The organism is Hymenobacter sp. CRA2, from assembly GCF_002007105.1.
GTDB lineage: Bacteria > Bacteroidota > Bacteroidia > Cytophagales > Hymenobacteraceae > Solirubrum.
This window is the reverse complement of record NZ_MVBC01000015.1, coordinates 1-19,438: the sequence shown is the minus strand read 5'-3', so window position 1 is coordinate 19,438 and position 19,438 is coordinate 1. Positions and strand designations below refer to the sequence as shown.

The 19,438-nt window shown below is 62.4% G+C and carries 18 protein-coding genes; 8 read left to right on the top strand and 10 right to left on the bottom strand.

The features are described 5' to 3' along the window. Positions 1–131: 131 nt before the first annotated feature. The 3 genes from B0919_RS20135 to B0919_RS20125 form a co-directional block, all read right to left on the bottom strand. A complete protein-coding gene (locus B0919_RS20135; protein WP_078014093.1) occupies positions 132–965 on the bottom strand; it encodes a TIGR02452 family protein in 834 nt (277 codons plus the stop codon). Between the two features lie 462 nt (positions 966–1,427). Beyond that, a complete protein-coding gene (locus B0919_RS20130; protein ID WP_078014092.1) occupies positions 1,428–2,957 on the bottom strand; it encodes a TROVE domain-containing protein in 1,530 nt (509 codons plus the stop codon). 288 nt (positions 2,958–3,245) lie between these two features. Further along, on the bottom strand, positions 3,246–4,547 hold the full coding sequence (locus B0919_RS20125) for a PcfJ domain-containing protein (RefSeq protein WP_078014091.1): 1,302 nt from the start codon (positions 4,545–4,547) through the stop codon (positions 3,246–3,248). A 149-nt stretch (positions 4,548–4,696) separates the two neighbouring features. Here B0919_RS20125 and B0919_RS25415 point away from each other — a divergent pair, with 149 nt between their 5' ends. The 3 genes from B0919_RS25415 to B0919_RS20115 all read left to right on the top strand — a co-directional run bounded on the left by B0919_RS25415 (position 4,697) and on the right by B0919_RS20115 (position 7,191). After that, positions 4,697–4,927 (top strand): hypothetical protein, encoded by a 231-nt coding sequence (locus B0919_RS25415; protein ID WP_176133150.1) that lies wholly within the window; start codon positions 4,697–4,699, stop codon positions 4,925–4,927. A gap of 677 nt (positions 4,928–5,604) precedes the next feature. Next, complete coding sequence (locus B0919_RS20120; protein ID WP_078014090.1) at positions 5,605–6,054, top strand: VOC family protein; 450 nt, start codon at positions 5,605–5,607, stop codon at positions 6,052–6,054. A gap of 231 nt (positions 6,055–6,285) precedes the next feature. Further along, positions 6,286–7,191, top strand: coding sequence for a histone deacetylase (locus tag B0919_RS20115; protein ID WP_078014180.1), 906 nt, complete (start codon positions 6,286–6,288; stop codon positions 7,189–7,191). A gap of 79 nt (positions 7,192–7,270) precedes the next feature. On the opposite strand, the gene B0919_RS20110 is transcribed toward B0919_RS20115, so the two are convergent. After that, a complete protein-coding gene (locus B0919_RS20110) occupies positions 7,271–8,929 on the bottom strand; it encodes a flavin monoamine oxidase family protein (protein WP_254846633.1) in 1,659 nt (552 codons plus the stop codon). Between the two features lie 239 nt (positions 8,930–9,168). Here B0919_RS20110 and B0919_RS20105 point away from each other — a divergent pair, with 239 nt between their 5' ends. After that, positions 9,169–10,200 (top strand): hypothetical protein, encoded by a 1,032-nt coding sequence (locus tag B0919_RS20105; RefSeq protein WP_078014088.1) that lies wholly within the window; start codon positions 9,169–9,171, stop codon positions 10,198–10,200. Positions 10,201–10,448: 248 nt separating this feature from the next. Here B0919_RS20105 and B0919_RS20100 read toward each other — a convergent pair whose 3' ends face one another. The 5 genes from B0919_RS20100 to B0919_RS20080 all read right to left on the bottom strand — a co-directional run bounded on the left by B0919_RS20100 (position 10,449) and on the right by B0919_RS20080 (position 14,043). Further along, on the bottom strand, positions 10,449–11,381 hold the full coding sequence (locus B0919_RS20100; protein ID WP_078014087.1) for an alpha/beta fold hydrolase: 933 nt from the start codon (positions 11,379–11,381) through the stop codon (positions 10,449–10,451). A gap of 55 nt (positions 11,382–11,436) precedes the next feature. Beyond that, positions 11,437–12,039 carry a TetR/AcrR family transcriptional regulator gene (locus B0919_RS20095; protein WP_078014086.1) on the bottom strand — a complete coding sequence of 201 codons (603 nt, stop codon included), beginning with the start codon at positions 12,037–12,039 and terminating at the stop codon, positions 11,437–11,439. Between the two features lie 105 nt (positions 12,040–12,144). Then, the gene (locus B0919_RS20090; protein WP_078014085.1) at positions 12,145–12,780 is read right to left on the bottom strand and encodes a hypothetical protein; all 636 of its coding nucleotides are present in this window, start codon (positions 12,778–12,780) and stop codon (positions 12,145–12,147) included. Positions 12,781–12,851: 71 nt separating this feature from the next. Continuing rightward, a complete protein-coding gene (locus B0919_RS20085; protein ID WP_078014179.1) occupies positions 12,852–13,319 on the bottom strand; it encodes a MaoC family dehydratase in 468 nt (155 codons plus the stop codon). A gap of 136 nt (positions 13,320–13,455) precedes the next feature. Next, the gene (locus B0919_RS20080) at positions 13,456–14,043 is read right to left on the bottom strand and encodes a hypothetical protein (RefSeq protein WP_078014084.1); all 588 of its coding nucleotides are present in this window, start codon (positions 14,041–14,043) and stop codon (positions 13,456–13,458) included. Between the two features lie 142 nt (positions 14,044–14,185). Between B0919_RS20080 and B0919_RS20075 the strand changes: the two genes are divergently transcribed. Both B0919_RS20075 and B0919_RS20070 read left to right on the top strand, forming a co-directional pair. Further along, positions 14,186–14,608, top strand: coding sequence for a DUF3592 domain-containing protein (locus tag B0919_RS20075; RefSeq protein WP_410503633.1), 423 nt, complete (start codon positions 14,186–14,188; stop codon positions 14,606–14,608). A gap of 21 nt (positions 14,609–14,629) precedes the next feature. Then, positions 14,630–15,037: a DUF3592 domain-containing protein gene (locus tag B0919_RS20070; protein ID WP_078014082.1), complete on the top strand. Its 408-nt coding sequence runs from the start codon at positions 14,630–14,632 to the stop codon at positions 15,035–15,037. Between the two features lie 585 nt (positions 15,038–15,622). Here the strand turns inward: B0919_RS20070 and B0919_RS20065 are convergent. Further along, the gene (locus B0919_RS20065; protein ID WP_139362282.1) at positions 15,623–17,398 is read right to left on the bottom strand and encodes a DUF885 domain-containing protein; all 1,776 of its coding nucleotides are present in this window, start codon (positions 17,396–17,398) and stop codon (positions 15,623–15,625) included. Between the two features lie 405 nt (positions 17,399–17,803). Between B0919_RS20065 and B0919_RS20060 the strand changes: the two genes are divergently transcribed. Both B0919_RS20060 and B0919_RS20055 read left to right on the top strand, forming a co-directional pair. After that, entirely contained in the window at positions 17,804–18,391 is a 588-nt protein-coding gene (locus tag B0919_RS20060; protein WP_078014080.1) for a hypothetical protein, read from the top strand. A gap of 252 nt (positions 18,392–18,643) precedes the next feature. After that, complete coding sequence (locus B0919_RS20055) at positions 18,644–19,342, top strand: DUF4062 domain-containing protein (protein ID WP_078014079.1); 699 nt, start codon at positions 18,644–18,646, stop codon at positions 19,340–19,342. The last annotated feature ends 96 nt before the right edge of the window (positions 19,343–19,438 follow it).

The following is a 19,438-nucleotide window of genomic DNA, read 5'->3' as shown; positions in this document are numbered from 1 at the left end:
TGATGGCCGCCGAAACGGCCGATCATTTCTACCAAGCGAAGTATCGCCCCGCAACGGCACCCGATGGGTTAGTAGCTGAGAACCGTGAAGTTGTTTACGTGAGCTTCATGGGAGTACAAGGTTGAGAAAGTCTATTGCAGAGCCGCTTCAAAGGCTTGCAGCGCGCTTTGCGGCGGCTCGGGGTCGAAGACGGCGAAGTCGATGCGGCGGAACTGGCCACGGATGCCCGGCTCCTGCAGCACCTCGGCGAAGAGCTGCGCCACCTGGGCCGGCTCGTTGCCAAACACTCCGCAGCCCCAGGCGCCCAGCACCAGGGCTTCGCAGCCATGGCGGACTGCCGCGCCCAGCACCAGCCGGATGCGCCGCCGCATGGTGGGCACCAGCTCGGACAGCAGCTCGGGGTGGTTGCGCCGTAGCGCCCCGGCATTCACCGCCGGCGCCGTAATCACGTCGATGCGGTAGGGTTGCTCCAGCCACTGACCGGCGTCGTGGCGGATGACCGGTACCCCGGGCGAGTAAATCAGGTAGTCGCTGTACAGGCCGTTCAGGTGGGCATTGTGCTGGTACAGCTCGCCGAACTGCGCGATGCACGGGTAAAGCCCCGAGGAGCGGGCCAGGCTTTCTTCCTGGGCCTGACTGCCGCCCAGGAAACCGCCGCCCGGATTACGGGCCGAAGCAAAGTTCAGCACGCCCACGCGGGCAAACTCCCCGCTGAGCGCGGCCGCGGCTTCCAGCGTAGTGGCGTGGTACACGCGCACCGCGGCGGGTGGGGCGTCCGAAATAGCCGAACCGAGTTCCTGCCCCAGCGCGTCGGCGTCCGCCGGCCGGTAGAGCAAGCTGCCGTGATGGGCAGCGTGTTGCCAGGCCTCGATGGACACTACCCGGCCGCTGGCGGTTTGGTAGTGACCCTGCTGCAGGGCGTCGAGGGTGAGGCGGGCCAGTTGTTGACGATGTTCGCGGTTCATTGGGGCAGGTAGTTCGGCAGGCCTCCGGGCGCGGGGCACGGCGGCCCTGTTGCCGCCGCGCCGTACCGCTTGGGGGTTGCGAGTGTGGTTTGGAATCAGGAGAAAAGCAGGCGGTAAAGCAGCCTCACAGGCATCGGCTAAATGGATCGGTCAAACAGGGCTAGAAATGAATCAGGTAAGGATGGGCACGTAAGCAGGCTGCTTTACTGCTTGGCTTTAATTAGTTTATCTGGTTGACATGCTTGATCTGGCGTCCGCGCAGTCGAGGAATCTCGGCTGCCTCGCTGAGTTCGTCATGTCGAGTGAAGCCGAGACATCTCGCGTGCTGTCGTTGGATAGTAAACTCAACGAAGCGGTAGAGATGCTTCGGCTTCGCTCAGCATGATGGTCTTTTCCGTCGTTCAACGACAGCACGCGAGATGTCTCGACTACGCTCGACATGACGGCCTGCTTCGGCTGCACTTACAATTCAATCCGCTCCATCTCGTCCAGGGCCGAGCCGCCGTTTTCCAGCGCCTGCAGCACGTCGAAGACTTTGTCGGACCAGCCGGCGATGAGGGCTACCCCGTCTTCGCGGCGCACGTCCAGCGGCGCGTTGCCGTGGCCGGCCAGGTCGAAGAGGTAGAGCTGGGCCGTGGGCGCCACGGTGCGGCGGTACTGGCGCCACACGTCGGCCAGGGAGGTGCCGTGGCCGGTGCTGTCCCAGAGCTGGCAGTCAGTGAAAATCATCACTTTGTCTACCCGCTCGTTGTGACGGATCAGGTCCTGCACCACCAGGTAGCCGTTGGTGCTGTAGCCCACCTCGCCTTCGCGGCGGTAGAACTCCTGCACGTTGCTCAGCACCTGGTCTTGCGGCACTGCGATGCGCTTCCACCGGTCGCCGAACATGCCAGTGACTACGTTCTGGCAGCGGCGCTGCAGGAGCATGCCCAGTACCAGGCCCACGTCGTAGAGCAGCACTTTGCTGCGCGGCGAAATGGGTTGCTGCATGGAGCCCGACACGTCGCAGGCCACCACCACGCGGGTCTCGGCCGCGAAGCCGCGCAGGTTCTGCGCCGAGTGCATAATGGCCGTTTCCAGCGCCAAGAGCAAGCGCGCCACGTGGCCGGAGCGCACCTGCAGCAGCTCGCGGTAGGCCGCCAGGAAGCGGAACGGCAGTTGCTTGCTGCGCGCCACCGCCCGCTCGTCGGTGAGGGCTGCCACCACCTGCGCCATGGCCCCAGCCGATACTTCGGCTTCGAGGATGTTGCGCAGGTTGCGCAAGAGGGCCATGTAGCCCAGCTTGCCGCTACCGATCAGCTCCTCCCACTTTGCCCGCACGGCCGTCTGCCGCGCCGCTTCCGTGGCGAATTTCTGATGCCCCAGGGCCGACAACTCGGTTTCCCAGGTGTAGGGCGTCGGCAGCTCGCCGCGCACCAGCTGGTCGAACAAGGCCTGCTGCTCCGGGCTTTTGGCCTGCGGGTGCACCAGGAACAAGGCGTCGCGCAGGCGCACCTGGCCGGCGCGGTCGTACTTGGCCAGCTGGTAGCCGTCGAAGCGGTTGAAGGCCAGGGCTAGGCCCTTCTGCAGCTGCTTGGAGAGGCGGTTCAGCGTTTTCTGCCCCTGGCGCTGGTTGGCCACGGCGTAGAAGGCCAACAGCTCGGTAATTTCGTCGGCGCGCTGCACCACGCGGGCCACCAAGCGGCTCACGAGGTTGTCGCCGCGGTGCACCTGGGCCAGCTCCACGGCTAGCACCAGCGGCACCGTGCGCAGGTACATTTTTTCGCGGGCGTACACGGCCAGCTGCGCCACGAAGCGCGGTTCGTTTTTGGCCACCAACTCGCGCAGGCGCAGCAGGCGGGTATCAGCTTTTTCGTAGAACTGGTCGCTGAGCGCGGCCGTAGCCACGGCGGCGTACAGCTCCAGCTGCGGGGTGAGCGAGTAAGCGGCGGCCCCCGCGTGGTTCACCACGTCGGCCGGCTTGTTTTTGCGGAATCCGAAGTTGAAACGCATAAAAGTGGTGAGATAGAGAGGTGGTGAAAGGGGATTGATACTCTGTGGTTGCCTGTCGTCTTGAGCGGATCGAAGGGCCTTTCTCGTTGTCTGGCATGCACTTGACGCTGGTCGGTCAAGCGTGACAAGGTCCTTCCGCTTGCGCCTCAGGATGACAGTGAGGCAGGCGGCTTGTCCTCCGGGCGGGCGCAGCCGCAGCACTCCGCTGGATCGGTAGTCTTCCCTTACTACCATCCGGCAACGTTGCACGAAGTGCCCGGCTACGCCCGTTGGAACAGGATTGGCGGCTTACCCAAACAGGTGCTTGGGAATCACCAGGCGGTTGTCGGTGGCCCAGCGCTGCACCCAGCCTAGCTCCTCTTCGTTGAGGCGCCGGTTGAGCAGGCCCCGGGCTTGCACCACGGTGCGGTTGGCCTGCACCTCCAGGGTGAGGGCCCGGCTGCCGTCGAGCGTAAGTGAAAAGATGCCGCTGCGGCCGCGCTGGCAGGCGCCGAGGTACGAGGCCACGCAGTGCCGCAAAGCGCGTCCCTCGTCAATCAGGTCCCAGTAGCTAAGCAGCTGGGTAATGCGCACCTTGCACTTGCCACCGCCAGCAAAATCGGCTACCGGCATGGGCGCCCACGTGGTGCTGTATGCCGGCTCCTGGTCGGGCTGGCGGTGGGCATCCTTGGCCAGTTGGCGGTGCCACTTGGCCGTTTGCGCCAGCACGCTGGCCATGGAGCGCCCCCTCAGTGAAAAGCCCGGCTGGGCCGGCTCGTCACCCATACCCACCGCGCGCTTCTGGTGAATCCAGTCGCACACAGGGCCGAGCTGGTACGGCTCGACCATAGGCGCAGCGGCGAAGAAGTCCACCACCCGCAGCCAGAACTCGTCGTCGCGCTCCAGGCGGCGGCCCAGGCGGGAGTCGAGCACCGGTCCGAGCCAGTCCAGCTGCTCGCGGGCGGCGAGCTGGGCGTAGCGCAGGGCCTGCAGGAAGGTATAGCCCGCCGGCGCCTGGCGCAGGTGGTGCTCCACCTTGCGGGTGAGCTTCACCGGCAGGCGGTGAAAGGTGCGCAAGGCCCCGCCGCGGCCCAGGTGCACCGTGAGGTCGGCGATAGTTAAACCGTCGTGCAGGCGGCCGGCGGTCCAGGAGTTGATAATCCAGGCCGGCACGTCGCCGTACTGGTCGAAGAGGTGGCGCACCAGGCTTTCCAGCTGTCGGAAGGGATTCCGGGAGCGGGGTTGCCAGTCGGCCAGCTCGCGGCAGCGGTGGCGCATGAAGTCGGCCATGACTGCCAGAGTTGCCGCCAGCTCGGGGCGCCACAGCAGGGTGCTGCGCTTGGCGGCCAGGCCCTTCAACAGGATGGCGCAGCGGCTGCGCTGTTCCCAGGTTTTTTCGTGGGCGCAGTGGCGGTAGAACTGCGTCAGGGCCGAGTTTTCGCCGAAATGAGCATCGACGACGGGCAGCGGTCCTTGTACGCTGAACAGGTGACTGACCTGCTCTTTGGGTGTCATGCGGCGCCAGTCGAAGCGCCGGGCCGCGGCCAGTACTATGCGGGCTTGCTCGGCTTGCCAGACGGCGTGCGGTAGGGGTTTGAGGCGGTTTGCCATCGGTCATAATTCCCCTCGCGGGGGCGGTTACCGATTGATGAATCAGACGAAGAAGGCGCCGCTGGGGCGGCCGGGTGAAGCAGAAGTCTGAAGCTTTCGTACATGGTGGTGTTTGGCAAAAGGGTGTACCATTTCATCCGGCAATTCCTGTGGAATTAATTGCCGTTGCGCAGCTATTATTTGCTGAAATAATTCGGGCAATATTTTCCCAGGCGACATTTTTACCGTCGCTAAACCAGGAATTAATTACCGTAAATCAAGCCCGAGGAAAAGCCATCGGGCCGGGGCTTGCGCCGTTACCAGCCGCGTTTTCGCGCGCTGCTGATACTGCGGTTGGCCGGTATGATGTCGCCGTGCCACAGCGGCGCAGGCACCGATAAGCGGGCAACGAGGCGGGGCTGGGGTTGGTCGTTCGACATCGGGGTAGTAAACAGATTAGAAAGCAGATGAAAAACAAAACGCCCGAACCGGGTGGGGTTCGGGCGTTTTGCAAGGTGAGCTTCTATCGGTGAAACTTCACTTCGTTGCGTGCGCGCCGAACCCCGGCTGGATCTTATCCTCCAGCGAGCTAAGGGTGACGGGGTATTGGTTAAAGTGCCGGCGCATGACGAGTGAAGTCGTTAGTTCGTTTAGGTTTTGTGCTTTGAACGGGTCAAAGGTAGAAAGGTTATTTTTTACGACGCAATATTTCGATAAAAAAGTTTTAAAATATTTTCTCACTTACTGCTTAATGCGAATTACCGGGGTCAATAAACGTAATAGCAGACTGTATTTAGATTGGCTCTTAATTATCAATGAGCTATTCAAACCCGCAAATCAGATAGCATTCCGGCCTTTTCAGACGCAGCTCAACCTCTCCTTGCCGAGACGCCCCAGCACGTGATAATCGCAGCGTACCCGGGGCCTACCCATCCCGCGGTGCTAGCAACCGCGTCTGGCCTGAGCATCAGATTGTGGCTGGACGCCCAAAACTGAAATATTCACCATCCTTCCAGCAGAGCCGCCGCAGACCTTTGTGCTCTACCGCCCTCCGGGCCTTTATAAAGCCACATACCTAATGCAAACCACCTCTATTGAGATGCCCGCGAGAGACCCGCAAGGCATCAATGGCAACATGCGAGCCGCCCACGTCGGGCTGCGCACGCCGGATTACGAAGGCACCATTCAATGGTACTCAGAAAAGCTGGGCTTCAGGGTACTTCAGCAATGGACGGTAGGTGATTTGCGGCTAGCGTTCCTCGCTCCGGCCAACGACGATACTTTCTGGCTAGAGGTGCTAAGCGACGGCGCGGCAAAGCCCGCGCCAGCCTCTGCCGTGCCGGTTACGACTGGCTTCCAACACCTCTGCCTGGAGGTTGACAACCTGGACCACACGCTGGCGGCGCTGCGCGAGCGGGACGTGAAAGTCATTCGGGAGCCTTTCAACGTGCCGGCCATTGGCAAGCGTTGCGGGTTTGTCGCAGATTTGCACGGCAACGTAATCGAGTTTGCAGAGAACCTGCGTTAGCCCTTGCTCGACGTGGGCAGGGCGTCACCTTTTCGACCGTACGTGAGCAGCAGCTAGCACACCCGTCTCGTGCGCACATCGCGCAGCATAGAGCCAAGCTCACGTCCCGAAATCCGCCGCTACTCCACACCGGTGGCCGCACAAACGCGCAGCCGGAACTCCCCTCGGCGCGTATTGTTGCCCGTTGGGCGCCCGATGCGCTTTTCGCTTCCGGCCCCGCGTCACGCCCGTATGCCCTGCCTCGCCTCCTCCGACCGGTACTCCATCACGCTGCCCGACGGCCACCGCTTCCCCATTGCCAAGTACGAGCTCATCCGCGAGCAGTTGCTGTGGCAGGGCATTGCGCAGCCCGCGGATATTTACGACCCGGGCTTTTGCGCCGAAGAGGACATTCTGCGCGTGCACACGGCCGAATACTGGTACAAGGTAAAGGAGCTGCGCCTCTCCCCTGCCGAAGTGCGCCGCCTGGGGTTGCCGCAAAGCCCGGAGCTGGTGCACCGCTCCTTATCGTCGGCGGCGGGCACGGTGCAGTCGGCCCTGCGGGCGCTGCGCGACGGCATCGGTATGAGTCTGGCCGGGGGCACCCACCACGCCTTTGCCGACCGTGGCGAGGGCTTTTGCGTGCTGAACGACATTGCCATTGCCGCCGCCCGCCTGCTGCACCACGGCCTGGCGCGGCAGGTGTTGGTGGTCGACCTCGACGTGCACCAAGGCGACGGCACGGCCAGCATTTTCCGCGACGAGCCGCGGGTGTTCACCTTCAGCATGCACGCCGGGGCCAACTACCCGCTGCGCAAGGAGCAGTCGGACCTGGACGTGGCCCTGCCGCTGGGCATGGACGATGCTGCGTACCTGGCGCAGCTGCAGGAGGTGCTGCCGGGCCTGATCGAGCAGGTGCAGCCCGATTTCGTCTTCTTTCAGGCCGGGGTGGATGTGCTGGCCACCGACAAGCTGGGCAAGCTGGCCCTGACACCCGCCGGCTGCCGGCAGCGCGACGAGCTGGTGCTCGGCCTCTGCCACGAGCGGGGGCTGCCGCTGGCCGTGAGCATGGGCGGGGGCTATTCCGAGCGCCTGCGCGACATCGTGGATGCCCACTGCCAGACCTTTGCCGTGGCTTACGAACTGTACGAAAATTAACCTCTACAATCAAACCGCCCGGCGCATCAAGAAGATACGCCGGGCGGCGGGTACCAGAACGGGCTAAGTGCAGGTCGGCTTACGCCAATTGCTGGGCGCGTTGGCGCAGACGCTGCCGCAGCACCGTAGCGGTGTTGCCTGTGCGGATAGCCGCGGCAACGCCCTCGGCGGCCATGCGCCCGGTTTCGGCGGCCCCGTTCATGTAGCCTTGATACCAGGCACTACAATGCTCACCAGCGAAGAACAGCTTGTCCACTGGCTTGATTTCGGCCCCGGCAATGGTGCTGTACTGCCCCACCCGGTAGCAGGCGTAGGCGGCGCGGGTAAAGGGGTGCGTCGGCCAATGAAAACGCTCCACTTGACCATTAAACTTGGCTTTGCTGCCGGGCCATGCGGCTTCCAGCACCGTGAGGTGCTCGCCCGCGCGCGACTGGGGCGAACCGCTGCCCAAATCGACGGCGGGCTGGCCACCGAGGTACACTGTAAAGGCGCCCTGCGTGGTAGGCTGCAGCTGGCTGCCGTCCCAACCGCCCTGCGTAATGCGGTCGGAGAAGAAGTAGCCTGTGTAGCCTCGGTCGCGCCAGGGGCGGCCGTTGAAACCCAGAAACAGCTTGGCGTTGTTGCCGTAGCCCAGTTGCTGAATGGCGTTGGTTTTCCAGGTGGGCAGGGCCAAGCCCGTCAGGTCCACGGTGCGCAGAATGGTGAAGGGAATGGTTAGCACCACATAGTCAGCGGCCACGCTGATGCGGGCGCCGCCGGCCTGCTCGAAGGTGAGCTGGTAGCGGCCGGCCGCTTTGGTCACAGCTACCAGCTTGTGGTTCAATGTGTACTGCCCGGGCAGCCGCTGCGCTAAGGCCTCAATCAAGCGGCTGTTGCCGCCCTGCATCTTGTACCGCTCGTCGCTGATACCAAAGATGTCGAAACGGCCCTTACGCGTATCGGCCGAAAACATCCAGAGGAAGTTGATGGCGGTTTGCTCACTGATGGCCCGGCCAAACTCCGTGACGTAGGCCACATCAAGCAGGTCGCGGATGACGCCGGTTAGCTGCACCGAGTCGAAGTAATCGGCAATGGACATCTGGTCGAAGTGAGCGGCGGCGGCCGTCAGGTTGTCGTAGGTGATGGTGCCGGGTAGGGAGCGGCAGTCATCGCCTATCTGGCGGGCCCAGGGCTGAAAGGCCGCGATGATTTCGGCGAGGCTGTACTGGCGGCCGCGGAAGAAGTAGCTGTCCTTGATCAGGGCCGTTTCGCTGGGCGCCTCCACGTCGTAGAGCGGCAGACCAAATTCACTGGCCAGCGCGAGCATATCGCGGTGGCCGCTGTCGATGAACTCGCCGCCAAGCTCGGTGGTCATGCCAGGCCCCATGAGGTTGCGGGCCGTGAAGATGCGCCCGCCCAGGCGGTTGCTGCCCTCGTACACCTGCGCCACCAAGCCGTCTTTCTGCAGCTGGTAAGCGCAGTTCAGGCCCGCCATGCCGCCGCCCACAATCACAATAGTAGGCTGCGAGCCGCCCTTGGCGTCCTGGGCTGGGGCCAGCGAGGCGCGGGGCGCCACGTCTTCGGCCACATCGGCGCAAGCCGTGAGCAGCGAACCGGCCCCCAGCAACAGTCCGGCCTGGGCCGTCCGCGTGAGGAAGCGGCGGCGGCTGTGCGCCAAAGCCTGCTCGGCCAGTTCGTCTACCGAAGGGGCATCGGGCTCATTGGCAGCGCTTGCCAGGCAAAAAGCTTGTTGCAGCAAGCGCAATAGCGGAGTGCGGGCGCCAGAAGGAGTAAAATCTTTTGACATTCAGTTTGGGAAAAACAAGATGATAGAAACGGTTTGGAAGTAAGCCTTAATTATCCACTTGTACAATAGATAGAAAAAATTACTATGCTAATAAAAAACGGTTAGCTTACTCTATGTAAAGCAACAGTGGATTTTGGTGCCTTGTCGTGCGGGCTCGACTTCCGACCTTTGCCCAGCGACAAGATCTGCCTATGCCTTTGCCCAAGTTTGAAGACTTCGACTCCACGCGTACGCCTGCTACGCAGCGCGGCCTGAGCCGCCCTAGCGAGACCGATCAGGACGCTGGCACGCCCGCGCAGCAGGCCTTCCGCGAGGCCATCGAGAAGGTGGAAAGCCTGCGCCTGCAGGTGCAGGAGCTGGAAAAGGAGCAGCGCGAGGCCAAAAACAAGTACTGGCGGCAGGTAGGCCCGCTCGCTGATGCCGTGGTGGCTACACGCCGCGCCCTGTTCGAGCCGCTGGAAACGGCCCTGACGACGGGCTACTTCAGCCGCCTGGAGGAGCAGCGCATCGAGGAGCTGCTGTGGCGCAACGCCAAAACCCTGCAGCACCGCTTCGGCGAGGAAGTAGACGAGCTGCTGCTGCGCTACGCGCCCAAGCGCCCGGTGCCTAAGTTCGAGGACGACGAAGCAATGCTGCCCCGCAGCGCGGAGCCTCACCCCGACCAGCATCATCACGAGCACCACGCCCACCAGCGGGGCAAGCGCAAAAGCAAGGCTGAGCGCGACCAGGAAGCCGCCGCCCGCGCGCTGGCGGCCGATCAGCAGCGCCTGCAGGCAGGTACCAAGGCTGTGTACCGCCAACTGGCCCGCGCCAACCACCCCGACCTGGAGCGTGACCCGGAGCTGGCCCGGCAGAAAACCGAGCGCATGCAGCGCATCACCCGCGCCTACGAAGCCGACGACCTGTACGCCCTGCTGCAGTTGCTGGCCGAGCACACCGCCCTCGAGGCCGACACGGAATCGGATGAGTTGCTGCTGCGCTACACCCGCGCCCTGCAACAGCAGCAAAACGAGTTGAAGCTGCGCGTGCAACAACTCAAGTACGGCGACAAAAACGCCTTTATGGGCACCGGCAAAAAGCAGGAAGCCGAGCTGCGCATGATCAAACGCGAGCTGCGCGCCGAAGCCGAATACCTGGATTTGGTGCAGAAAGCCGTGCAGGAGCCGGAAGACCTGCGGCAACTGCTCCGCGAGCTGGACGCCGCCGGTCAGCAGGAAATCTAACTGTTCACCCTGCTAGCATCGGCCACACCCGCTGTCATTGCGAGGACGAAGGACGAAACAATCGGTCCTGACCAACGAGCAGACCACTAAATGAGCACCGCCCGAAACCGTTCCATGAACGACTAGTTTCGGGCGGGGCCGTTTTCGGGTAGTAGGTATTGCGTCGGCGTTGCTACTGGAGGCAGGCTTGCTTCGTCCTTCGTCCTCGCAATGACAGGGCGTGTAACCGTTGGTGTGCCAGGCTGAGGCTACGCCTGCAGGAACTCCGCTACCTGCCGAATTACGCCCTGGTCGCGCATGATCTTGTTGTGGCCCAGGCCGGTGGTGGGCCGGAACACCAGGCCCGGCCAGCTGCGGGCTATGGCCTGCGCCTCCGCAAAAGGCACCGACTCGTCCTGGCAGTCGTGCAGCAGCAGCACGCGGGCGGCGCGTACCTTGGCCGCGGCCTGCGTCAGGCTGAAGCTTTCGGCGGCGCGGCCCGTTTGCTCGCGGATGTGCCGGGCCATGCGCTGCACCACGGCCGCTGGCAGCTGCAGCAGATCGGCGAAGCGCTGGGCCACGGCGAGCGTATCGCCGGGCGCGCTCATGAGCACGAGCCGCGGAAGCTCACCGCTACTGGCTTGATTGAACTGCACCGGCAGGCCCGCTGTGGTAGCCGCCCCGAAGGAATGCCCCACCACGGCCCACACCTCACCCAGGTAATCGGCTACGGCCTGGGTGGCCTGGGCGAACTGTGGCAAGGTGGTCAGCCGGCCGGGCGAGTCGCCGTGCGCGGGCCCGTCGAAGGCCACTACGCGGTAGCCGGCGCGCACCAGCCCGTCGGCAAACACGCCCCAGAAGGCGGCGCGGTGCTCCCAGCCGTGCACCAGCAGCACCGTGCGCCGGCCCTGCGGGTTCCACTCGTAGGCGGCCAGGGAGCCGGTTTCGAAGGGTACCCGAAAGGCCCGTGCCGTGGCCAGCGTGGCCTCTTCCCACTTCTTGCGGGGCAGCCGACGCGGGGTACAAAACATCCGCCAGGCCTCCCGGAACGCCCACTCCGTGGACACGGCGGCCAGCAGCCGGAACTTCAGCCGTACCCAGCCGATGCCGGGCGGTTCGGCGTAGCGAAACGCCGTGGGCGCGGCGGGCAAAGGCTCGTGCCGGGCGGGCCACTGGTAAGCGGGCGAGAAGGTATTCAGCATAGCCGTAGCGGTGCAGGTTGGAAGATCAGCCAATCGGACAGATAGCAGCCGTGCCTTAGGCAGCGGCCGGCAGCAGCTCGGTGTGCAGCTGCTTGAGAATGTACTGGAACTGCTGCTGGCCGTGCACCCGCGCTACCTGCAGGGAACCGGCGAGGGTGGTCAGCACCTGGGCCGCCTTGCTGAAGGGGTGCCCGCTGAACTGCAGCGAACCATCGGCGCGGCCGGCGGCCAGCACCCCAGCCAGCCACTGCGTCAACTCCTCGCTGAAGGTGCGCAACTCCTGCTGCATGGGGGCGGGCAGGGTGAGAAAATCGGCTGCCAGAGCCCCGAAAAAGCACACCTGCGGCCCGTGAGCAGCGGCGGCCCGTTGGCGGTACACATCCAGCAAGGCTTCCAGCTGTTGAGGGGGCGTCAGCTCGGTCACGCGGGGCAGGCCGCGCCACTTGCGCAGGCGCATAAGCTGCCGCCGGATGATGGCCGTGCCCAGCTCTTCCTTGCTCGGGTAGTGGTAATGGATGGCGGCGGGCTTTACCTGCAGCTCCTTGGCTATGTGCTGGTAGCTGAAGGCATTGAAGCCGCGGGCTAGCAGCAGTTCCTCGGCCAGGTTAAGGATGCGCGTGCGGGTATCGAAAGCGGTGGCGGAAGCGGACGTTGACATGACGCCCAAACGTACTTACTTAGTAGTAAGTAAGCAACCTCAACCGCATAATTTTTCAGCGCACAGCTTCTGGCCTGCTTGTGTTATCAGTGCCACTCAGCCCAATTACCAGCGCGGCTCGTAATCTTCGGCCGTGGCCTGCTCGGGGTATTTCCGGTACGTGCGCGGCTCGTAGGGCGCGAGTTCGAAGCGGCACACCCGGGGCTGTTTGAGCAGCGGGTAGAGGTATAGCACCGCCTCTGGCGCTACGTCGTCGAAGCGGGTGGGCTGCCGGCGCAGGCGCTGCTCCAGCAGCTCAGAATCGTAGCGCCGGGGGACACGCCAGATAACACCCGCGCGAGCTTCCGGGACGACGTAGCTCAGGTCCGCCTTGGTGAGGGCTTGCAGCAGGGGCCACTTGCGGTAGACCTGGGTAATGGTAAGCGTATACCGCTCAGTGCCAGCACGGCAACCCGGAAACTCGGCTGCCACGGCGGCCCTGGTCGGCTGCTGCCCGCGGTAATGCGCCACCGCCCCTTCCCACCCGGTGGCAGACCCGTAGGCGTGAATGCTCCCGTCGCGGCGGTCGATGATGACCGGCCCCGGGCCCAGCAAAATCCCAACGTATTCGCGCGTCGTGTAGTCGAAGATGAATAGCTCCTCGTCCTGCTGAAAACTGCCGGGCCTCACCCAATAGTCGGCCCCGAGCTGCTCCGCCACGTACTGCTCGGCCAGGGCTAGTCCTGCTTCGGGGCTTAACATCTTGTCACACGTTGGTAGCCCAAAGGCGGCCGGGTGTACAAGCCCCGGCCGCCCCGACAATACCCAGCGGGTTATTCGGCGAAGTGGTAGAGGAAGGTAATCACGCCGGTGTAGGCCGGTTTCTTCTGGTCCTTGATTTCCAGCGTCACGCCGATCTGCGCCTTGGCAATGCCGCGCAGGTTTTTCACCGACAGCAGCTTGGTGTGCAGCCGCACTTCGCTGTTCACCGTCACGGCCTGGTTGAAGCGCAGGCTCTCGATTTCGTAGTTCACCTGCATTTTCAGGTTCTCGATGCGCACGATCTGCCCCCACAGGTAGGGCAGCAACGACAGCGTGAGGTAGCCGTGGGCAATGGTGTCGCCGAACGGCGACTCGCTGCGGGCCCGCTCCGCGTCCACGTGAATCCACTGGTGGTCGAGGGTGGCCTCGGCGAAGCGGTTGATCTGCTCCTGCGTGATGGTGTGGTAGGTGGACGTGCCCAACTCCTGTCCCTGGTACTGCTCCAGGTCGGCTAGGCTGCGGATGGTCAATTGGCTCATCAGGTAAGTAAAATCGGCCACTACGCGGGCCGGGTGCGTGGCGGATACGGGCCGCGACGGCCGCACCCCGCCCACGCGCGGTTGAAGGGTGAAAGGAACTAGCGCCGGCCAAGACCAGGCGCAACCGGGGTGCTAATTACGCAGACTCGTACACAAAATCGTGGCCGTGGGCGGTAGCCAGCACCGGCAGCGCCGCCCACGGCAACCCCTGGGCCTTCGCCGCAGCGTGGGCCTGCGCCATCAATTCCTGAAAACGGAGGATAACGAGCATATAAGTCAGGTCGCGGGCCGCTTCCAGGGGCGCATCTTCGTCGTCGAGGTCGAAGTGCTCCTCGAAAGCCTCCTGCAGGGCCTCCATGTCGTGGATGACCAGCGGCTCGGCCGAGGCCATGCCGCGGTGCCACTCCCCGAGCCAGTCCAGGTCGTCCAGCGGCCCCCGCTGCGGGTAGGCAATGCCGTCGGCGTACCACTCGTCGGTGTTGAAGGCAAACCCGTTCAGCTCGGCGTAGAGCACCGCTACCGGCTGCGCCTGTACCACCTTCTGGTACAGTGCCTCCAGCCACGCCGTGGCGTCCTGCGTTTGGGCCAGCATAGTGCAGCCCAGCATGGCATGAAAATCCGTTTCCGGTAGCGCCCGCAGCCGCGTTTCGCACAGGGCAATAGCTTCCGTCAGCTGCTTTCGGGATAGATAGCTTTCTATTTCAGTAATCAGCTCAAAGTTCATAATCGGGAGGACGTGAAGCTGCGAAGGTACTTCCCCTGGGCATTCTCACGCTTCGGGCCGCGAGCCGCTGCGGACGGCTCATGGTTCTTGCGTCGCCCCTGCCGACCTTTGCCAACGCGTAAGCCGTTTTCAACTTACCCCCATGATACCGCTCGGAGAATCCGAATTATCCTTGGCCATAGGCTTAGCTGCCGGCGCCTATTTCTTCCGCGTTATGTACCTCGATTTCCGCCGGTACCAGCACATTCAGCGGCACGGCGACACCACCGAAGCCGAGGTCATAGCCCTGGTGCCGGTTCAGGACTCGGAATATCCTCAACGGCTGGCCGGATATTACCCTGTACTGCGGTTTCGCACGCGCTTCGGCGCGGAAGTCGAGCTGCCCTACGACCGCGTCAGCCATGATTGGCAGATGAACCAGCGGCTGCCGGTGCGCTACCTGCCCCTGCAGCCGGAGCAGTTCCTGCTCATGAGCCGCGCCGCCCACGTGGAGGACATGCTGCTGACGGGCCTGCTGGTCAGCGGCACCTGCGTTGTGCTCAGCATCTGCTTATACCTGCTATAACTGCGGCCAGTGCTTATTCTGATGCCTAGTTTCACCAACGCCTTCTCTGCCGGAATAGGACTACTGACCGGCACGGCATTCATGGTGGGCGGCCTGCAGCTGCGCCGCCGCAACCGCCACCTGCTGGCCCACGGCCGCCCCATCCGGGGCGTAGTCACCAAGCTCACGCCCCTACCCAAGTCCAACCGGTCGTACCGCGCTACGGTGCAGTACCAGCCCGAGGGCGCCGCCGTGCACACGGTGCAGGTAACGGTGGATAAGGACTGCTGGCCCGGTGCCTACCTTACCCTGCGCTACGACCCTGCCCACCCCGAAACGGCCAGCCTCGACGAAGACGTAAAACCCTATCAAGAAATCCCAACGCTGATTTTCGGCGGCTTCATGCTGTTCGCCGGCTTGCTCTTTCTGCTGTCGTTGCTGGCGGAGTAGCGCGCCTATTGCGGTTTAGCCCCGATACTGTCCGAGCCGATGGATATGATTCTACACCGGAACCGCGCTGTATATTTTCCTTTCAAGACGCTTACAAGAAACCAATGTTTATAGGCCGTCCAGAGTTTACGTTTGCTGCATCTGTGCTTTTGGGGGCAGCGTTGATATACGTTTCAGCAACGAAGCCGCCGCGCACGGCTACAAGGCGAAAACTGCTCTGCAGAACGAGTAATTATCCGGATGGAAGAGGAGGACACCAACCCGTCTGTGCATTATCCTTATGGTATATGCACTGATTAACTACCTAACCCAAGTTGCGGAGTAGCCCAATGCTAAAGCTAGTTCCCCTCCTCAGCTGAGGAGGGGCTAGGGGTGGTTGACCAATCGTTGAACATCGTTTAGCATTAGCCTTTTAGCCCTAGTCTTTCAACCACCCCCAACCCCTCCTCAGCTGAGGAGGGGAGCTAGCCCTAGTCCCGTTCCGCAACTTGGACTGCTTAAGTAGCTGGGTCGGGCAATAGCCATAGCAACCCACAAAAAAGCCCCGCAGCGCACGCCGTGGGGCTTTTTCTCATACTACCAACCTCACTTCTGCCGCGCCGCCCAGCTGTCCATGGTCTTCTCCGCAATGGCCAGCGGCATGGCGGCATTGGCCAGCAGCTCGTCGTGGAAGTCGCTGAGGCGGAACTTCGTGCCCAGCTGCTTCTGGTACTTGCCGCGCAGCCCGATGATGTGCATCTGCCCGGTCTTGTAGGCCAGCGCCTGCCCCGGCCAGGCCATGTACCGCTCGATTTCGGCCGTGGCTTCCTGGTCGCCGATGGCGCGGTTGTCCTTCATGTACTGAATGGCCTGCTCGCGGGTCATGTTCTTGGAGTGCATGCCCACGTCCACCACCAGCCGGATGGCGCGGTGCATCTCCCCGTTCAGCGCGCCCATGCGCTGGTAGGGGTCGGTGTAGAGGCCCAGCTCCTTGCCCAGGCTCTCCGCGTACAGGGCCCAGCCCTCGCTGAAGGCACTGTAGAAAGCGAAGCGGCGGAACTTGGGCAGCGCCGTGTTTTCCTGCTGCAAGGCAATCTGGTAGTGGTGACCCGGAATGGCTTCGTGCAGGAACAGCGACTCCATGCCCCGCGTCACGTTGTAGCGGGTAGCGTCCACGATGGGCACGTAGAAGATGCCCGGGCGCGAGCCGTCGGGCAGGCCGCGGTTGTACTGCGCGGCGGCCGACGCGGCGCGGAAAGCCTCCGTCTGCCGCACCTCGAAGCCCGTTTTAGGCACCCGCCCAAACATCTTCTTCAGGTTCGGGTCAATCTTGGCCTGAATGCCCCGGTACACGTCCAGCACCTGCTCCGGCGTCTTGAAAGGCATGAACTTCGGGTCCGTGTTCAGGTAAGTGAAGAAGGCTGGCAGGTCGCCCTGGAAGCCCACTTCCGCCTTGATCTTCTCCATCTCACCCCGGATGCGCTGCACCTCGCTCAGCCCGGTCTGGTAAATCTGCTCCGGCGTGCGGTCCGTCGTGGTCCAGAACTTCACCGCGTAGCGGTACATATCAGCCCCGCCGGGCACGGCCGAAATGCCGGTGGTCGTGCGGGCCTTGGGCAGGTACTCGTTCTGCAGAAAGTCGTGCAGCTTCTGGTACGTGGGCACCACCTGCTCGCGGATGGCCTGCTGGTAGGCCGCCGCCAGCCGCGGCTGCTCGGTGGCCGGCACCCCGGCCGGAAACTTCGCCACCGGCCCGTAGAAAATGCTCTTCGTCGGGTCGGCCGCCACCAGGGCCTGCAGCTGCGGCAGCATCTTCTCCACCAGCGGGCGGGGCAGCACCACGCCCGTGAGCATGCCGCGGCGCATGTTGCTGATGGCCGTATCGGCCCACACCGGGAAGCTGCGCACCCGGCCCAGCCAGTTGTCGTAGTCCTGGGTCGTTTTGAAGGGCTGGTTGCCCGTGCCCGCGCCCAGCTGCGCCAGCGAGATGGGCAGGCCGCTAAACTGCGTGAAGGGCATCATCCAGGTGTTCTGCTTCAGCCCCTCCAGGCGCATCTGCATCTCGTAGCGGAAGATGTCGTAGCTCACCTGGTCGCCCGCGGAGAGCTTGCTGCGGTCGAACTTCTGCAGCGCCTCCAGGTACTGCTGGAAAAACTGCCGCTGGGCCGTGCGCGACGCCACCGTGCCGTCGTTGGGCAGCTGGTCGTTGTAGCGGTTGTCGCCCTGCGAGGTGGCTTCCAGCGGAAAGAGCCTGGCGCGCTCATCCCAGTACTTCTCAAACATGGCCGCCAACTGCGGCGAGTCGCCGGCCGCCGGCGTGTGGCCCATCAGCGGCAGCAGCAACGCCGCGGCCACGGCCGCCGATAAAAACAGGTGCTTCACGGAAAGATAAAAACAGTGGTTGTGGGAGTAGGCGAAAGATAGCGCCATTTGCCAAGCCGCCTACAGCCCCCCCCGCACCCCAACCAGCCGGCAGCTAGGCGCCTCAAAGCCTATCCGAAAAATTGTCCATAATGAAAAAGGGCGTCATGCTTCGACAAGCGTCTGCCAGATGAAGCACCTCTACCGCTTCGTCCGGCTCCCCCTCTCCTTTTCATGTCGCGCATCAAGCGAGGGAAGGGAGCCGGGGGGTGAGGCGCAACGAGGCGCAACGAAGCGCAACCAAGCATCCCTACCGCTCCGCTGCGCCGCCCTCATTCCCCTACCGAAACAAGAGAGGGCCAGACAACGCCCACCCCTCCACCCGACCGCAGCACCTATCTTTCCGGTGCTACCCACCGCCCCGGGATGAAACACTACTTATATACCCTGCTGCTATGCCTGTGCCCCGCCCTCCCCGCGCCGGCGCAAAACCCTCCCCCGCCCCTCACAGCCGACCAAATCATGCAGCAAGCCACCCTGATTTTTGAAGGGCAGCTGGTGCAGACCGTCAGCTACTTCAACGCCGCCCGCAACCGGCAATACCACACCAGCCTGATCCGCCTCTCCCGCCTGCTCAAAGGCCAGCTGCGCCCCGGCACCGTGCCGGTAGTCTACCGCGGCGTGCGCGCCGAAGCCATCCTCACCGACCCCAAAACCGGGGAAATAACCATCCAGGTCGCCATGCCGCCGAGCCACGGCCCGTCCGATGTATTCGGCATCCGCCTGCCCGAGCACCAGCCCATCCTCTTTTTCTGCCGCCCCCTGCCGGCCACCTTTGCCCCCAAGCCGAAACGCCTGACCGCCACCAACCCCGCCCCCCTGGAAATCGTGGGCCTGGCCTACGACCTGTTCGGCGACTTGTCCATTCGCTCCGATGTCGGCGGCGCCTTCCCCGACTGGCCCGCCCTGTACCGCTACCTGAATACCACCTACGCCCTCCCCATACCGCAGTAGCACGGGCGGCTGAGGTAGCTTAGCTAGGCCCCTGTTATGCCGCCCGCCGTGCCGAAGCCGTCATCTTGCTGCGGGAGTGGCTACAGGCCACTGCGGTTTCTGGTGGTGAGGCCGGTAGTAACAATCTCGATTACTTGCGTAAAACAATTTTTCAACTATTTATTCCGCAATTACAATTATTTCATCATGTAAAAACCGAATTTAATTCGTTTATTCGCCCAAAATAAGACTTTTAATAAAAATCATCGAACAATGCCTCAGAAGAAACTACAAATTTTCATTTCTTCAACGTACCTTGACTTACACGAGGAAAGACAAGCGGCAGTTGCTGCTATTTTGAAAGCAGGACACATCCCAGCAGGAATGGAGTTATTCACTGCAGGAGATGAAAGCCAATGGGATACTATAACCCGATGGATTGACGAAAGCGACATATATATGCTGATACTTGGCGGCAGATATGGATCAACTCATCCGGATACTGAACAAGGTTATACTGAAATGGAATACGATTATGCAGTATCTACTGGCAAGCCATATTTCGCAGTAGTAATTCAAGATAAAACCCTTGATGAATGGGTGAAAACTCGTGGCAAAGACGTTTTAGAATTAAAAAACCCAACAAAGTTGGAAGCATTTAGAAAGAAGGTACTCAGTCGTATATCTAGCTTCTTTTCTGACTCCAAAGACATTAAGTTGGCCATTCACGAGACAATACCAGTTCTTCAGCAACGTCATAATCTATCTGGCTGGATTTCAGGAGCTGAATTCACAGACACTAAACCGCTGGTCGATGAGCTATCTAAGCTTGGAGAGGAAAACAGAGCATTACGCAAGGAAGCTTTACAGCTAAAGAGTGAGCTAGAGAAAAGTAAGGCAAAGTTAGGAGAGGAAGATTTTTCAGAATTGAATAACCTCTTAGAGCGTGTTGGGGAATTGAGTAGGGCGTAAACAGAAACGAGCCAGTAAGTTGGGGCGGGAGTTCCTAGGCTTCCGTTCCCTTATGGTTGAGTGCTTTCAACCCCTTACTGACTCGCAGTGGCAAGG

What these genes read in the sequence shown, in the direction of transcription:
- B0919_RS20100 (WP_078014087.1), bottom strand. Translation starts at nt 11,381, where the DNA reads ATGCTGAATACCTTCTCGCCCGCTTACCAGTGGCCCGCCCGGCACGAG.
- B0919_RS20105 (WP_078014088.1), top strand. Translation starts at nt 9,169, where the DNA reads ATGCCTTTGCCCAAGTTTGAAGACTTCGACTCCACGCGTACGCCTGCT.
- B0919_RS20115 (WP_078014180.1), top strand. Translation starts at nt 6,286, where the DNA reads ATGCCCTGCCTCGCCTCCTCCGACCGGTACTCCATCACGCTGCCCGAC.
- B0919_RS20130 (WP_078014092.1), bottom strand. Translation starts at nt 2,957, where the DNA reads ATGCGTTTCAACTTCGGATTCCGCAAAAACAAGCCGGCCGACGTGGTG.
- B0919_RS20090 (WP_078014085.1), bottom strand. Translation starts at nt 12,780, where the DNA reads ATGTTAAGCCCCGAAGCAGGACTAGCCCTGGCCGAGCAGTACGTGGCG.
- B0919_RS20125 (WP_078014091.1), bottom strand. Translation starts at nt 4,547, where the DNA reads ATGGCAAACCGCCTCAAACCCCTACCGCACGCCGTCTGGCAAGCCGAG.
- B0919_RS20075 (WP_410503633.1), top strand. Translation starts at nt 14,186, where the DNA reads ATGATACCGCTCGGAGAATCCGAATTATCCTTGGCCATAGGCTTAGCT.
- B0919_RS20135 (WP_078014093.1), bottom strand. Translation starts at nt 965, where the DNA reads ATGAACCGCGAACATCGTCAACAACTGGCCCGCCTCACCCTCGACGCC.
- B0919_RS20085 (WP_078014179.1), bottom strand. Translation starts at nt 13,319, where the DNA reads ATGAGCCAATTGACCATCCGCAGCCTAGCCGACCTGGAGCAGTACCAG.
- B0919_RS20055 (WP_078014079.1), top strand. Translation starts at nt 18,644, where the DNA reads ATGCCTCAGAAGAAACTACAAATTTTCATTTCTTCAACGTACCTTGAC.
- B0919_RS20060 (WP_078014080.1), top strand. Translation starts at nt 17,804, where the DNA reads ATGAAACACTACTTATATACCCTGCTGCTATGCCTGTGCCCCGCCCTC.
- B0919_RS20070 (WP_078014082.1), top strand. Translation starts at nt 14,630, where the DNA reads ATGCCTAGTTTCACCAACGCCTTCTCTGCCGGAATAGGACTACTGACC.
- B0919_RS20080 (WP_078014084.1), bottom strand. Translation starts at nt 14,043, where the DNA reads ATGAACTTTGAGCTGATTACTGAAATAGAAAGCTATCTATCCCGAAAG.
- B0919_RS20095 (WP_078014086.1), bottom strand. Translation starts at nt 12,039, where the DNA reads ATGTCAACGTCCGCTTCCGCCACCGCTTTCGATACCCGCACGCGCATC.
- B0919_RS20120 (WP_078014090.1), top strand. Translation starts at nt 5,605, where the DNA reads ATGCAAACCACCTCTATTGAGATGCCCGCGAGAGACCCGCAAGGCATC.